This window comes from Sphingobium sp. TCM1 (genome assembly GCF_001650725.1).
In the GTDB taxonomy this organism is placed as follows: Bacteria; Pseudomonadota; Alphaproteobacteria; order Sphingomonadales; family Sphingomonadaceae; genus Sphingobium.
On sequence record NZ_LXVX01000002.1, the window covers coordinates 109,995 to 124,295 of the forward strand.

13 protein-coding genes are annotated in these 14,301 nt (G+C 63.3%); all 13 read right to left on the minus strand.

The annotated features are described in order from the left end of the window. Window positions 1-12 precede the first annotated feature (12 nt). Genes A7Q26_RS01630 through A7Q26_RS01690 form a run of 13 tightly spaced genes read right to left on the minus strand, consistent with a single transcriptional unit; the run spans window position 13 to window position 14,300 of the window. Window positions 13-720, minus strand: a complete 708-nt coding sequence (locus A7Q26_RS01630; protein WP_269747220.1) for a biotin--[acetyl-CoA-carboxylase] ligase — start codon at window positions 718-720, stop codon at window positions 13-15. After that, on the minus strand, window positions 717-2,153 hold the full coding sequence (gene nuoN / locus A7Q26_RS01635) for an NADH-quinone oxidoreductase subunit NuoN (RefSeq protein WP_066855624.1): 1,437 nt from the start codon (window positions 2,151-2,153) through the stop codon (window positions 717-719). Before nuoN ends, A7Q26_RS01630 begins: the two co-directional genes overlap by 4 nt. Then, window positions 2,153-3,724 carry an NADH-quinone oxidoreductase subunit M gene (locus tag A7Q26_RS01640; protein WP_066855627.1) on the minus strand — a complete coding sequence of 524 codons (1,572 nt, stop codon included), beginning with the start codon at window positions 3,722-3,724 and terminating at the stop codon, window positions 2,153-2,155. Before A7Q26_RS01640 ends, nuoN begins: the two co-directional genes overlap by 1 nt. Next, entirely contained in the window at window positions 3,724-5,790 is a 2,067-nt protein-coding gene (nuoL, locus tag A7Q26_RS01645; RefSeq protein ID WP_066855630.1) for an NADH-quinone oxidoreductase subunit L, read from the minus strand. The genes A7Q26_RS01640 and nuoL overlap by 1 nt, the downstream gene beginning before the upstream one ends. A gap of 10 nt (window positions 5,791-5,800) precedes the next feature. Then, window positions 5,801-6,106: an NADH-quinone oxidoreductase subunit NuoK gene (gene nuoK / locus A7Q26_RS01650; protein ID WP_004211745.1), complete on the minus strand. Its 306-nt coding sequence runs from the start codon at window positions 6,104-6,106 to the stop codon at window positions 5,801-5,803. After that, the gene (locus A7Q26_RS01655) at window positions 6,103-6,714 is read right to left on the minus strand and encodes an NADH-quinone oxidoreductase subunit J (protein WP_066855633.1); all 612 of its coding nucleotides are present in this window, start codon (window positions 6,712-6,714) and stop codon (window positions 6,103-6,105) included. The genes nuoK and A7Q26_RS01655 overlap by 4 nt, the downstream gene beginning before the upstream one ends. Window positions 6,715-6,743: 29 nt before the next feature. After that, on the minus strand, window positions 6,744-7,229 hold the full coding sequence (gene nuoI / locus A7Q26_RS01660) for an NADH-quinone oxidoreductase subunit NuoI (protein WP_066855636.1): 486 nt from the start codon (window positions 7,227-7,229) through the stop codon (window positions 6,744-6,746). Beyond that, window positions 7,226-8,275, minus strand: coding sequence for an NADH-quinone oxidoreductase subunit NuoH (gene nuoH / locus A7Q26_RS01665; protein ID WP_066855639.1), 1,050 nt, complete (start codon window positions 8,273-8,275; stop codon window positions 7,226-7,228). The genes nuoI and nuoH overlap by 4 nt, the downstream gene beginning before the upstream one ends. Beyond that, complete coding sequence (gene nuoG, locus A7Q26_RS01670) at window positions 8,272-10,278, minus strand: NADH-quinone oxidoreductase subunit NuoG (RefSeq protein ID WP_066855642.1); 2,007 nt, start codon at window positions 10,276-10,278, stop codon at window positions 8,272-8,274. The genes nuoH and nuoG overlap by 4 nt, the downstream gene beginning before the upstream one ends. A 2-nt stretch (window positions 10,279-10,280) precedes the next feature. Beyond that, a complete protein-coding gene (gene nuoF / locus A7Q26_RS01675) occupies window positions 10,281-11,615 on the minus strand; it encodes an NADH-quinone oxidoreductase subunit NuoF (protein ID WP_066855645.1) in 1,335 nt (444 codons plus the stop codon). After that, window positions 11,612-12,280: a complex I 24 kDa subunit family protein gene (locus tag A7Q26_RS01680; RefSeq protein WP_066855648.1), complete on the minus strand. Its 669-nt coding sequence runs from the start codon at window positions 12,278-12,280 to the stop codon at window positions 11,612-11,614. Before A7Q26_RS01680 ends, nuoF begins: the two co-directional genes overlap by 4 nt. Beyond that, complete coding sequence (locus A7Q26_RS01685; RefSeq protein ID WP_066855651.1) at window positions 12,280-13,515, minus strand: NADH-quinone oxidoreductase subunit D; 1,236 nt, start codon at window positions 13,513-13,515, stop codon at window positions 12,280-12,282. Before A7Q26_RS01685 ends, A7Q26_RS01680 begins: the two co-directional genes overlap by 1 nt. Then, on the minus strand, window positions 13,515-14,300 hold the full coding sequence (locus A7Q26_RS01690; protein WP_066855654.1) for an NADH-quinone oxidoreductase subunit C: 786 nt from the start codon (window positions 14,298-14,300) through the stop codon (window positions 13,515-13,517). The genes A7Q26_RS01685 and A7Q26_RS01690 overlap by 1 nt, the downstream gene beginning before the upstream one ends. Between the last annotated feature and the right edge of the window lies 1 nt (window position 14,301).

Consider the following 14,301-nt stretch of genomic DNA (forward strand, 5'->3'; position numbering starts at 1 on the left):
GGCTCCGCCCCTTCAGGTCAGAATGATGTCGCCGGCGTGAATGGCACGGCTCTGCCCATTCGCCAAGCGAAGGATCAGCATCCCCTGTCGATCGAGCGTGTCGAACGCCCCCTCCACGACCTCCCCGTCGGGCTGGATCACGCGCATCGGCGTGCCGCCTGGATGGGCATTGAGCAGCCAATGGGTCCGGACGGGTTCAAGCCCCTGCGCCCGCCAGATGGACAGCCAGTGGGCAAAAAGCTGCGCCAGCCGTTCGAGCAGCGGGCCGGCCTCCGCATCGACCGCGCCCTGATCGACCAGGCTGGTCACGGGACGGTCAAGCCCGGTCGGATAATGGGTGACGTTGATGCCGATGCCAATGACGATGGCGTCGCCGACCCTCTCCAGCAGGATGCCGGCGATCTTGGCGCCGTCGACCAATATGTCGTTAGGCCATTTGATCCGGGCCTGGCCCGCGCACAGCGGCGCGACCAGCGCATGGACGGCATTGGCGGCGACCAGCGCCAATGTGTGCGCCATCGGATCGCTCGCCACCGTCCGCACGAAGGTGGAGCAATAGAGATTGCCGGTCGGGCTTTCCCAGGCGCGGCCCATGCGCCCCCTGCCCCCGGTCTGGCGGCCGGCGCGCAGCCAGCCGCCTTCGGGCATTCCCTGCTCCGCCAACGCCAGCATGTCGGCGTTGGTGGAGCCGGTTTCCTCGACGAAGCGGAGGAAGGTCAGAAGAGCGACGCCGCAGCGGCGGCGCTCGCCTGATCCAATAGGGGGTTGAGCAGATAACCCAGCACGATCACGACGGCGCAGGCCGTCAGGATGACGTTCTCGACCGGGCCGCCCTTGGCTTCATACGGCGCCGCCGGCTCATCGAAATAGATCGTCTTGATGATCTTCAGATAATAGAAGGCGCCGATCACCGACATGGCGATACCGAACGCCGCCAGCAGCGTCAGGTTCGCTGCAACTGCGGCATCGAACACCAGGAACTTCGCCCAGAAGCCGAACAGCGGCGGGATACCGGCCATCGAGAACATGAAGATCGCGAAAGCGGCGGCGAGGCCCTTGCGCGAGCGCGACAGCCCCGCGAGGCTGGCGATCGTTTCGACCGGGCGTCCTTCGGCATCGCGCATCTGAAGGATGCAGGCGAAAGCGCCCACCGTCATCAGGACGTAGATCGCCATATAGCTCATGGTCGCAGCGACGCCGGCAGGCGTCCCGGCGGCCAGGCCGATCAGCGCGAAGCCGACATTGTTGATCGACGAATAGGCCATCAGCCGCTTGATATTGGTCTGGCCGATGGCCGCGACGGCACCGAACAGGATCGAAGCGAGCGCCACGAAGATCACGATCTGCTGCCAGTCCAGCCCCGCCGGACCCAGCGCCTCGATCGCGACGCGAACGGTCAGCGCAATGGCGGCCACCTTCGGCGCACTGCCGAAGAAGGCCGTGACCGGGGTCGGTGCGCCTTCATAGACGTCGGGCGTCCACATATGGAACGGCACCGCGCTGATCTTGAACGCCAGGCCGCAGAGCAGGAATACCATGCCGAACAGCTCGCCATTCGACAGGCCGTCACCCATCGCGACCGCAATGCCGTCAAACGATGTCGTACCGGTGAAGCCGTAGAGCAGCGCCGAACCGTAGAGAAGAATGCCGCTCGCGAGCGAACCCAGCACGAAATATTTGAGGCCGGCTTCCGAAGAACGCTCGTCCTGCCGCATGAAGCTGGCCAGCACATAGGAGGCGAGGCTGTTCATCTCCAGGCCGACATAGAGGGTCAGCAGGTCGCCCGCCGACACCATCATGCCCATGCCGATAGCCGCGAAGAGGATCAGCACCGGATATTCGGGGCGCGGATGCCCCCCGACCGAGAAGAAGCGCGGCGCCAGCAGGATCGCTGCGGCCGCTGCGCCATAGATCAGCGCCTTGGCGAACACGGAAAAAGCGTCGGCGCGGACCAGCCCGTCAAAGGCATCCGGGCCATGCGCCAGCGAACAGGAGAGGCCCGCCCCTGCCGCGATCAGCGTCAGCACCGACAGCCAGTTGACGACACGGGCCGAGCCGTCGCCGGCATAGGCCGCGACGAGCATCAGGATGAGCCCGCCCGCCGTCAGGATGAGTTCCGGCAGGACTGCCAGAAGGGAAGCGGAATCAATCATCAGTGCGCCTCCCCCGACGCTTTTTCATGAGACATTGCAGGTGCTTCTTCATGGTGGGCCTCGCCTTGCGGCTTGGGCGCACCCATGGTGATCTTCGAATCTCCCGCAGGGGCTGCGGGAGCGAGACGCGCTTCGAGCGCACGGATGTCGGATCGCATGGGCGCCAGGAAGCTCTCCGGATAGACGCCCATCCACAGGACTGCGGCGGCGATCGGCGCGAGCAGCCAGATTTCGCGAACCGACAGGTCAGGCATCGCGGCGGCATCGGCGTTGACCTGCGTGCCATAGCAGATGCGGCGGTAGAGGTAGAGCATATAGGCCGCGCCCAGGATGATGCCCGTCGTACAGACCAGCGCCACCCAGCTCGACGCCTGGTAGATGCCCATCAGCGCCAGGAATTCGCCGACGAAGTTGCTGGTGCCCGGCAGGCCGACCGATGCCATGGTGAACAGCATGAACAGCACCGCATATTTGGGCATGTTGATGCTCAGGCCGCCATAGCGGGCGATTTCGCGCGTGTGGAGGCGATCATAGATCACGCCCACGCACAGGAAGAGCGCGCCCGAGACAAGGCCGTGGCCCAGCATGACCATCATCGCGCCCTCGATGCCCGCCTGGTTGAAAGCGAACAGGCCGACGGTGACGATCGCCATGTGCGCGACCGACGAATAGGCGATCAGCTTCTTCATGTCCGACTGAACGAGGGCAACGAGGCTGGTATAGACCACCGCGACCATCGACAGACCCCAGACCAGCGGCGCGAGCTGCGCCGAGGCTTCGGGGAACATCGGCAGCGAGAAGCGGATGAAGCCATAGCCGCCCATCTTCAGCAGCACGCCCGCCAGGATCACGGAACCCGCCGTCGGTGCCTGAACGTGCGCGTCGGGCAGCCAGGTGTGGACCGGCCACATCGGCATCTTCACCGCGAAGCTGGCGAAGAAGGCCAGCCACAGCCAGGTCTGGACATGCGGATCGAAATTATAGGCCATCAGCGCCGGAATTTCGGTCGTGCCCGCTTCATGCACCATCCACATCATCGCGATCAGCATCAGGACCGAGCCGAGCAGCGTGTAGAGGAAGAATTTGTAAGAAGCGTAGATGCGGTCCGCGCCACCCCAGATGCCGATGATCAGGTACATCGGGATCAGGCCGGCTTCGAACATAATGTAGAAGAGGTAGAGATCCTGCGCCGTGAAGACGCCGATCATCAGCACCTCCATGAACAGGAAGGCGGCCATATATTCGCCGACGCGCTTCTCGATCGCCTGCCAGCTGGCGCCGATGCAGATCGGCATCAGGAAGACGGTGAGCGCGATCAGCATCAGGGCGATGCCGTCGATGCCCAGCGCCCAGGCGAAACGGCCGAAGATCGGCGCATATTCCTGGAACTGCCACTGGGCCGCGCCGCCCGACTGATCGAAATTGACCCACAGGGCGATGCCCAGGACCAGATCGACCAGCGTAGCGGTCAGCGCGATCCAGCGCGCGCTGTTGGCGCTCGCGAACAGGCAGGCGATGGCGCCGGCCATCGGCACTGCCATCATCAGGGAAAGGATGGGGAAGCCGTCCATTATCGTGTCATCGCCCAGGTTGCAGCCGCGGCGAGCCCGATGAGCATCACCAGCGCATAGGTGTAGAGGTAGCCGGACTGAAGCCGACGGGTAACTTTGTTGCCCTGCACGACCAGAGCAGCCAGGCCATTCGGCCCGAAGCGGTCGATGAAGCCGACGTCACCGAACTTCCAGAAGAAGCGGCCGATGGCGAAGGCGGGCTTGACGAATAGGAAGTGATACAGCTCGTCGAAATACCACTTGTTCAGCAGGAACTGGTACAGCGCGCCGAAGGTGGCGACGAAGCGCTGCGGCCAGTCGGTGAACTTGATGTAGCTCAGCCAGGCAATGACCAGGCCGGTCAGCATCACCGTGAACGGACCGAACTTGACCCAGGTCGGCACTTCATGCGCGGCGTGCATCAGATGGCTGTCGAACGCCAGGGCGTTCTTCCAGAATTCGATGCCGCCTTCCGAACCGATGAACTGGTCGTGGAAGAGGAAACCGGCGAAGACGGCACCCAGGCTCAGCACCACCAGCGGAGTGAGCATGACCCAAGGGCTTTCGTGTGGATGATAGCCCGCCGTGCCGGTCAGTTCCTGGCTGTGATGACCATGATCGTCATGCGCGTCAGCATGGACGTCATGGCCATGGCCGTCGCCTTCCTCGTCCGCCCCTTCATGATGGCCGTGGACGGCGTGCTGGATATGCTCCGAAGCGGCCCAGCGCGGCTTGCCGAAGAAGGTCAGGAAGACCAGGCGCCAGCTGTAGAAGCTGGTCAGCAGCGCGGCGAACACACCGACGAAATAGGCGCCGATGCCCGCACCGCCCGACGCATAGGCCGCTTCCAGGATGCCGTCCTTCGAGTAGAAGCCGGCGAAGCCGACGCCGACGAGCGGCAGGCCCACGCCGGTGATGGCCAGCGTGCCCAGGGTCATCGTCCAGAAGGTGATCGGGATCTCCTTCCGCAGCGCGCCATAGTAACGCATGTCCTGCTCATGGTGCATCGCATGGATGACCGAACCGGCGCCCAGGAACAGCAGCGCCTTGAAAAAGGCGTGGGTGAAGAGGTGGAACATCGCCGCGCCATAGGCGCCGACGCCGGCGGCAAAGAACATGTAGCCCAGCTGCGAGCAGGTCGAATAGGCAATGACGCGCTTGATGTCGTTCTGCACCGTGCCGACGGTCGCGGCGAACAGGCAGGTCGCGGCGCCGACATAGGTGACGACGGTCAGCGCCGTTTCCGACGTTTCGAACATGGGCGACAGGCGGCAGACCATGAACACGCCCGCGGTCACCATTGTGGCTGCATGGATCAGTGCCGACACCGGGGTCGGGCCTTCCATCGCATCCGGCAGCCAGGTGTGGAGGCCAAGCTGCGCCGACTTGCCCATCGCACCGATGAACAGCAGCAGGCAGAGCACGGTCATCGTGTCGAAGCGGTGGCCCAGGAAGCCGATGGTCGAACCGGCCATCGACGGCGCGGCGGCCAGGATTTCCGGAATCGAAATGGTGTTGAACACCAGATAGGTGCCGAAAATGCCCAGCATGAAGCCGAGGTCGCCGACGCGATTGACGACGAACGCCTTGATCGCGGCCGCATTTGCGCTGGGCTTGCGGAACCAGAAGCCGATGAGCAGGTAGGACGCCAGGCCCACGCCTTCCCAGCCGAAGAACATCTGGAGCAGGTTGTTGGCCGTCACGAGCATCAGCATCGCGAAGGTGAAGAGCGACAGATAGGCGAAGAAGCGCGGCTGATCCGGCTCCTCGTCCATATAGCCCCAGCTATACAGGTGGACGAGGCTCGACACGCTGGTGATGACCACCAGCATGACGGCCGTCATCGTGTCGACGCGCAACGCCCACTGGGCATCAAAGCTGCCCGACTGGATCCAGGTGAAGACGGGCGCGACATAGGGTTCGGCGTGCCCGGTCAGGAAGCTGATGAAGATCGGCCAGCTCATTGCGCAGGAGGCAAAGAGCGCGCCGGTGGTGACGATCTTGGCCGGCAGCTTGCCGAGGGCCTTGTTGCCAAGGCCGGCGATGGCAGCAGCCAGCAGCGGGAGAAGGACGATAAGCTGGATCATGGGTAGCGGCTCAGCCCTTCATCCGGTTGACATCGTCGACGGCGATGGTGCCGCGACCACGGAAGTAAATGACGAGGATAGCAAGACCGATGGCCGCCTCACCCGCCGCGACGGTCAGCACGAACATCGAGAAGACCTGCCCCACCAGATCGCCCAGGAAGGCGCTGAAGGCGACGAGGTTGATGTTCACGCTGAGCAGGATCAGTTCGATCGCCATCAGGATGATGATGACATTCTTGCGGTTGATGAAGATGCCCAGCACCCCCATCACGAAGAGGATGGCGCTGACCACCATATAATGTTGAAGGCCGATCACAGCTCCACCCCCTGCCCCACGGGCTGATTGATGTTGCGCACGGCGTCCTGCGGACGACGGCGGTTCTGTTTCGCGACATTCTGGCCACGGACGCCGCCACGGGCGCGGTGGGTCAGCACGATGGCGCCGATCATCGCGACCAGCAGGACGATGCCCGCCGCTTCGAACAGGAAGATGTAGCGGGTATAAAGAATGCCGCCGATCGCCTGAATGTTGCTGAGTTCGGGGTTTGCCGGCGCGGCGCGCTGCGCCAGCTCGATCGGACCCGCGCTCCACAGGCCGATGCCCAGCACGATTTCCGCCAGCAGCACCGCCGCGATCAGCAGGCCGAAGGGCAGGTAGCTGACGAAGCCCGCGCGCAGTTCGGCGAAGTCGATGTCGAGCATCATGACCACGAACAGGAACAGCACGGCGACCGCGCCGACATAGACGATGACGAGCAGCATCGCGATGAATTCGGCGCCGAGCAGGACCATCAGGCCGGCCGCGTTGAAGAAGGCCAGGATCAGCCAGAGAACCGAATGGACCGGGTTGCGCGACAATATCGTGAGCGCGCCGCTGCTCACCACCAGAATGGCGAACAGGTAGAAGGCGATAACGTGGATCACAGGATCATATTCCCCTTGATGCCGGCGGCTTAACGATAGGGTGCATCGGCGGCAAGGTTGGCAGCGATCGCACGCTCCCACTTGTCACCATTTTCCAGGAGCTTGACCTTGTCGTAGATCAGCTCCTCGCGGCTTTCGGTCGCGAATTCGAAATTCGGTCCCTCGACGATGGCATCGACCGGGCAGGCTTCCTGGCAGAAGCCGCAATAGATGCACTTGGTCATGTCGATGTCGTAGCGCGTCGTGCGGCGGCTGCCATCGTCGCGCGGCTGCGCCTCGATGGTGATCGCCTGCGCCGGACAGATGGCCTCGCACAGCTTGCACGCAATGCAGCGCTCTTCCCCGTTCGGGTAGCGACGCAATGCATGTTCGCCCCGGAACCGCGGCGAAATCGGGTTCTTCTCATAGGGATAATTGATGGTCGCCTTGGGCTTGAAAAAATATTTCAAGGTCAGCCAGTGCGCCTTCACGAACTCCCACAGGGTGAAGGATTTGACGTAGTAACCGAGGCTCATTGTGCGCCTCCATAGCGCGTCAGCATGAGGAAGCCCGAAACCAGGAAGACGAAGAAGAGCGAGGTCGGCAGGAAGATTTTCCAGCCCAGCCGCATCAGCTGGTCATAACGGTAGCGGGGCACCGTCGCCTTCACCCAGGAGAAGACGAAGAAGAAGAACAGGATCTTGGCGAACAGCCAGATGATGCCCGGCACATAATAGAGCGGCGCCCAGTCCAGCGGCGGCAGATAGCCACCCCAGAACAGGATCGCGTTCAGCGCGCACATCAGGATGACGTTGGCATATTCGCCCAGCCAGAAGAGCGCGAAGGCCATGGACGAATATTCGGTCTGGTAGCCAGCGACCAGTTCCGACTCCGCTTCGGTCAGGTCGAACGGCGCGCGCGCAGTTTCCGCCATCGCGGATATCAGGAACATGATCGCCATCGGGAAGAGCAGCGGGTTGAAGCCGTTGCCGTTCAGCAGGCCATAATAGCCCTTCTGGCTTTCCACGATCGCGGTCAGGTTGAAGCTGCCCGCCCACAGCACGACGCAGATCAGGATGAAGCCGATCGAGACTTCATAAGAGATCATCTGCGCCGACGCGCGGATCGCCGAGTAGAAGGGATATTTGGAGTTGGACGCCCATCCCGACAGCACGACGCCATAAACGCCGAGCGACGAGATGGCCAGGATGTAAAGCAGGCCGACATTGATGTTGGCCAGCACCACGCCCACCTGGAACGGGATCACCGCCCAGGCCATCAGCGCCACCGTGAAGGTGATGATCGGCGCGATCAGGAACAGCGCCCGGTTCGCGGCCGACGGGACGATGGTTTCCTGGAGGAAGACCTTGAGCCCGTCCGCGAAGGACTGGAGCAGGCCGAAGGGCCCGACGACGTTGGGGCCACGACGCAGCGCCATCGCCGCCCAGATCTTGCGGTCGGCGTAGATGATCATGGCGACGGCCAGCATGACCGGCAGCGCGATCAGCAGAATGCCCACGACAGTGGAAAGCAGCCAGGCGCCTTCGAACGGCAGGCCCAGGCCTTGGAAGAAAGCGGTCACTCTGCGGCCTCCGCGAAGCTTTCACCATGGATCAGCTCGGCCGAGCATTGCTGCATCGTCGGGCTGGCGCGGCAGATCGCGTTGGTGAGGTAGAAATCCTTGATCGGCGAACCCAGTTCGCCGGTGGCGCCGGTCGGCAGCGACGGCAAGGACCAGCCATAATCGGCCAGCCCCTCCTGCGCGAGCGCCGGAACCGCCTTGCCCATTTCGGCCCGCAGTTGCTCGAAGCTGTCGAACGGCAGCTTGGCGCCCAGCGCTTCCGAAAGCGCGCGCAGGATCGACCAGTCCTCGCGGGCGTCGCCCGGCGCGAACACCGCCTTTTCGCCGCGCTGCACACGGCCTTCCAGATTGACGTAGGTGCCCGCCTTTTCGGCATAGCTTGCCCCCGGCAGGATCACGTCCGCCGCGTGCGCGCCCTTGTCGCCATGATGGCCGACATAGACCTTGAAGCTGTCCTCGAACGCCGAATAATCCACTTCGTCGGCGCCCAGCGAGAAAAGCAGCCTGGGCTTGGCAGCCGCCACCGCCCTGATGCCGCCCTGCGTCGCATAGCCCAGCATCAGCCCGCCCATACGCGCGGCCGCGAAGTGGAGGACGTTATAGCCGTTCCAGCCATCCTTGATCAGGCCCAACGTCTCGACCAGCGCCAGCGTGTCGCCATGCGCGCCATCCTTGGCCAGCACGCCACCGCCCACGATCATCGCGGGCCGCGCGGCCTTGCCGAACGCCTCGACCACCGCTTGAGGCAGCTTGGCCAGCAGCGCGGCGTCATTGCCCAGCCATTCGACCTTGTAGGTGAGGTCGAATTCGGGACCGATGCCAAAGACCTTCGCGCCCTTCTTGATCGCCTTCCGGATGCGGGTGTTCACCAGCGGCGCTTCCCAGCGCAGGTTGGTGCCCACCAGCAGGATCACGTCGGCGGTTTCCAGATCGGCCAGCGGGGTGTTGAACACCACCGAAGACAGGCTCGACACGTCATAGGACAGGCCGGTCTGGCGCCCTTCCAGCATCGTGCCGCCCAGCTTTTCGACCAGCGCCTTGCCCGCAAACATGGTTTCGCAATCGAGCAGGTCGCCCGCGATGGCCGCGACGCTGCCGCCATGCTGGACCGCCGCGACGGCGGCGAAGGCTTCCGCCCAGGTCGCCGGGACCAGCTTGCCATCCTTGCGGACATAGGGCTTGTCCAGGCGCTTGCGGACCAGACCGTCGACATTGTGCCGGGTCTTGTCTGACGCCCACTCCTCGTTCACGTCATCATTGATGCGCGGCACGGCTCGCAGCACCTGACGGCCACGGCTGTCGAGGCGGATGTTGGTGCCGACCGCGTCCATCACGTCGATCGCATGAGTCTTCTTGAGTTCCCACGGACGCGCTTCGAAGGCGTAGGGCTTCGACGTCAGCGCGCCGACCGGGCACAGGTCGACCACATTGCCCGACAGCTCGCTCTTGGCGGCATGTTCGAGATAGGTGGTGATCTGCATATTCTCGCCGCGATAGATGGCGCCGATTTCCGGCACGCCCGCAACTTCCTCGGCAAAGCGCACGCAACGCGTGCACTGGATGCAGCGGGTCATGACCGTCTTGACGATCGGACCCATATATTTCTCGGTGACGGCGCGCTTATTCTCCTCGAAGCGGCTGCCGCCCCGGCCATAGGCCATGGACTGGTCCTGCAAATCGCACTCGCCGCCCTGATCGCAGATCGGGCAGTCCAGCGGGTGGTTGATGAGCAGGAACTCCATCACCCCCTCGCGGGCCTTCTTGACCATTTCGCTGTCGGTGCGGATTTCCTGGCCTTCGGTGGCCGGAAGCGCGCAGGACGCCTGCGGCTTGGGCGGTCCGGGCTTCACCTCGACCAGGCACATGCGGCAATTGCCGGCGATGGAAAGGCGCTCATGATAGCAGAAGCGGGGGATTTCCTTCCCCGCCTGCTCGCAAGCCTGGAGAACCGTCGCCCCGGCCGGGACTTCCAGTTCTACGCCGTCTACTTTGACCTTCGGCATGGTTACTCCGCTGCCTCCATGACGGGGGCGCTACCCTTGTTCTCGTTGATCCGACGCTCGATTTCCGGGCGGAAATGCTTGATCAGCCCCTGGATCGGCCAGGCCGCCGCGTCGCCGAGCGCGCAGATGGTGTGGCCTTCAACCTGCTTCGTGACCTGGAACAGCATGTCGATTTCGCTCTGGTCGGCATCGCCGGTGCGCAGACGCTCCATCACCCGCCACATCCAGCCGGTGCCTTCGCGGCATGGCGTGCACTGGCCGCAGCTCTCATGCTTGTAGAAGTAGGAGAGTCGCGAAATGGCGCGGACGATGTCGGTCGACTTGTCCATGACGATGACGGCGGCAGTGCCAAGGCCGGAGCCGAGCGCGCGCAGGCCGTCAAAATCCATCGGCGCGTCCATGATCTCCTTGGCGGGGACCAGAGGCACCGACGACCCGCCCGGAATGACCGCCAGCAGATTGTCCCAGCCACCGCGAATGCCGCCGCAATGGCGGTCGATCAGTTCGCGGAACGGGATCGACATCGATTCCTCGACGACGCAGGGCTTGTTCACATGACCGCTGATCTGGAACAGCTTGGTGCCGCGATTATTCTCGCGGCCGAAGCCGTTGAACCAGGCCGCGCCACGGCGCAGGATCGTTGGCGAAACCGCGATCGATTCCACATTGTTCACGGTGGTCGGGCAACCATAGAGGCCCGCCCCTGCCGGGAAAGGCGGCTTCAGGCGCGGCTGCCCCTTCTTGCCCTCGATGCTTTCGATCTGCGCGGTTTCCTCGCCGCAGATATAGGCGCCAGCGCCGCGATGGACGAAGACGTCGAAATCATAGCCCGAACCGCAGGCATTCTTGCCGATGAAGCCCTTTTCATAGGCCTGCTCGACAGCGGCGAAGAGTACCTTCGCCTCGTAGATGAACTCGCCGCGGATATAGATGTAGGCGGCGCGCGCGCGCATCGCGAAACCGGCGATCAGCGCGCCTTCGATCAGCTTGTGCGGATCGTGGCGGATGATTTCGCGGTCCTTGCACGAACCCGGTTCGGATTCGTCGGCGTTGATGACCAGGAAGCTGGGACGGCCATCCTTGCTTTCCTTGGGCATGAAGCTCCACTTCATGCCGGTCGGGAAGCCGGCGCCGCCACGGCCGCGCAGGTTCGACGCCTTGATGGTGTCTATGATCGCGTCCTGGCCGATTTCCATCAGCTTCTTCGTATTGTCCCAATCGCCGCGCTTCATGGCGGCGTCGATGCCCCAATCCTGGAAGCCGTGGACGTTGGTGAAGATGCGGTCCTTATCGGCCAGCGGGCCGACGAAAGGAGCCGGAGCGGGTGCGTCGGTCATGCCCAATCCCCCCGATAGTCGTGATTTTCCGTGACCATCTCCTTCAGAGTGGTCGGGCCGCCTTCGGGCGCGCTCGTCTGACGGTCGATCTGCGGGCCGATCTTGGGCTGGCCGCCAGCGGCCAGCGTCTCAAGGACAGCGCTCATGCTGTCATAGGTCAGATCTTCGTAATTATCGTCGTTGATCTGCACCATCGGCGCGTTGGCGCAGGCGCCCAGGCATTCGACTTCGGTCAGCGTGAACAGGCCGTCCGGGGTCGTGCCGCCCTTCACCAGCCCCTTGTTCTTGCACGCGGCGAACACATCATCCGACCCGCGCAACATGCACGGCGTCGTGCCGCACACCTGCACATGGTAACGGCCAACCGGCGCCAGATTGTACATGGTGTAGAAGGTCGCGACCTCATAGACGCGCATGTAGGGCATATCGAGCTGACGCCCGATATATTCCATCACCGGCACGGGCAGCCAGCCCTGGGTCTGCGTCTCCGCACCGACCTGACGCTGGGCCAGGTCAAGCAGCGGCATCACCGCCGACTGCTGGCGACCGGCGGGATAGCGGGCGATCACTTTCTTGGCCTGTTCGGCATTTTCGGCGGTCCACTCGAACGCGCCCCAGCGCGCACGGGTTTCGGCCTCGTCCGGGATATGCACTGCGTCAGCCATTAGCGGTCACATTCTCCAAACACGATGTCCATGGCGCCCAGGACAGCGGTCGTATCGGCCAGCATGTGGCCCTTCATCATGAAGTCCATCGCCTGCAAGTGCGAGAAGGCGGTCGGGCGGATCTTGCAGCGATAAGGCTTGTTGCTGCCGTCGCTGACCAGATAGACGCCGAATTCGCCCTTAGGGCTCTCGGTCGCCACATAGACTTCGCCTGCCGGGACATGGAAGCCCTCGGTGTAGAGCTTGAAGTGATGGATCAGCGCTTCCATCGAGCGCTTCATCTCGCCGCGCTTGGGCGGCACAACCTTGCGGTCGAAGCTCGCGATCGGCCCTTCCGGCATTTCGTTGAGGCACTGTTTCATGATGCGCGCGGACTGGCGCACTTCCTCGACGCGGACCATGAACCGGTCATAGCAGTCATATTGCGTGCCGACCGGGACATCGAATTCCATCCGGTCATACACGTCATAGGGCTGCGCCTTACGGATGTCCCAGGCGATGCCCGAACCGCGCAGCATGGGACCGGAAAAGCCCCATTTCAGCGCGTCTTCCTTGCTCACGACCGAAATATCGACATTGCGCTGCTTGAAGATGCGGTTGTCGACCACCAGACTCATCGCATCCTCGAACAGGCGCGGCAGGCGGGTATCGAGCCACTCGGCAATGTCGGTCAGCAGCTTCAGGGGCACGTCCTGATGCACGCCGCCCGGCCGGAAATAGGCCGAGTGCATACGGGCGCCCGACGCGCGCTCGAAGAAGTTGAGGCAATCCTCGCGGATTTCGAACAGCCACAGGTTCGGCGTCATCGCGCCGACGTCCATGACGTGCGACCCCAGGTTCAGCATGTGATTGCAGATTCGGGTCAGCTCCGCGAAGAACACACGCAGATATTGCGCGCGCAGCGGCACTTCCAGGTTCAGCAGCTTTTCGACCGCCAGCACATAGCTATGCTCCATGCCGAGCGGCGAACAATAGTCCAGCCGGTCGAAATAGGGCAGCGCCTGCATATAGGTCTTGTACTCGATCAGCTTCTCGGTGCCGCGATGCAGCAGGCCGACATGCGGGTCGCAGCGCTCGACGATTTCGCCGTCCAGTTCCATGACCAGTCGCAACACGCCGTGCGCAGCGGGGTGCTGCGGACCGAAGTTGATCGTGTAGTTCTGGATTTCCGTGTCACCATATGTCGGATCGGCCGCATCGGTGACATGGTCCAGCTTTTCCAGATAGTCGGACATCAGGCCTTACCTTCGGGCTTGGCAGCCCCCTTGCCTTCATCGGTATGGGCGGCCGGCTTGACCGGCGCGTCAGCGGATTTTTCCTCAGCCTGCTTGTTGGCGGCCTCACCCGCGCCGGTATCGGCCTTCTTCTCCGTCACCTTGGGCGTCGGAGCGGCAGGCGCAGCCGGAACCGCAGCCGCCTTCTCATCGCCCGGCAGCACATATTGCGCGCCTTCCCATGGGCTCATGAAATCGAAGCTGCGGAAGTCCTGGGCCAGCTTGACCGGTTCGTAGACGACGCGCTTGTCCTCCTCGGAATAGCGCAGCTCGACATAGCCCGTCAGCGGGAAGTCCTTGCGCTGCGGATGCCCCTTGAAACCATAGTCGGTCAGGATGCGGCGCAGGTCGGTATTGCCGTCGAACACGACGCCATACATGTCGAACACCTCGCGCTCCAGCCAGCCCGCGACCGGCCACAGGTGCGTGACGGTGGGTACCGGCGTGTCCTCGTCCGTGGACACTTTCACGCGGACGCGATGGTTCCGCGTGACGCTCAGCAGATGATAGCAGACCTCGAACCGCTCCGGACGATCCGGATAGTCGACGCCGGCGATTTCCATCAGCTGCTGATAATGGCCCATGTCTCGCAGCAGGGTCATGGCGTTGGCCAGCTCCTCGCGCACGACGGTGAAGCTCAGCTCGTCGGCATGGTCGACGGTTTCGACCAGCATCGACCCCAGCAGCGCGCCGATTTCCTCGGCGATGCCTTCGGGGTTCACGATCTTGGGTGCAGAATGGCCCATA

Excerpts from the sequence above, each read along its gene's own strand:
- nuoN (WP_066855624.1), bottom strand. The coding sequence starts at position 2,153 with ATGATTGATTCCGCTTCCCTTCTGGCAGTCCTGCCGGAACTCATCCTG.
- A7Q26_RS01640 (WP_066855627.1), bottom strand. The coding sequence starts at position 3,724 with ATGGACGGCTTCCCCATCCTTTCCCTGATGATGGCAGTGCCGATGGCC.
- nuoL (WP_066855630.1), bottom strand. The coding sequence starts at position 5,790 with ATGATCCAGCTTATCGTCCTTCTCCCGCTGCTGGCTGCTGCCATCGCC.
- nuoI (WP_066855636.1), bottom strand. The coding sequence starts at position 7,229 with ATGAGCCTCGGTTACTACGTCAAATCCTTCACCCTGTGGGAGTTCGTG.
- nuoG (WP_066855642.1), bottom strand. The coding sequence starts at position 10,278 with ATGCCGAAGGTCAAAGTAGACGGCGTAGAACTGGAAGTCCCGGCCGGG.
- nuoF (WP_066855645.1), bottom strand. The coding sequence starts at position 11,615 with ATGACCGACGCACCCGCTCCGGCTCCTTTCGTCGGCCCGCTGGCCGAT.
- A7Q26_RS01680 (WP_066855648.1), bottom strand. The coding sequence starts at position 12,280 with ATGGCTGACGCAGTGCATATCCCGGACGAGGCCGAAACCCGTGCGCGC.
- A7Q26_RS01685 (WP_066855651.1), bottom strand. The coding sequence starts at position 13,515 with ATGTCCGACTATCTGGAAAAGCTGGACCATGTCACCGATGCGGCCGAT.
- A7Q26_RS01690 (WP_066855654.1), bottom strand. The coding sequence starts at position 14,300 with ATGGGCCATTCTGCACCCAAGATCGTGAACCCCGAAGGCATCGCCGAG.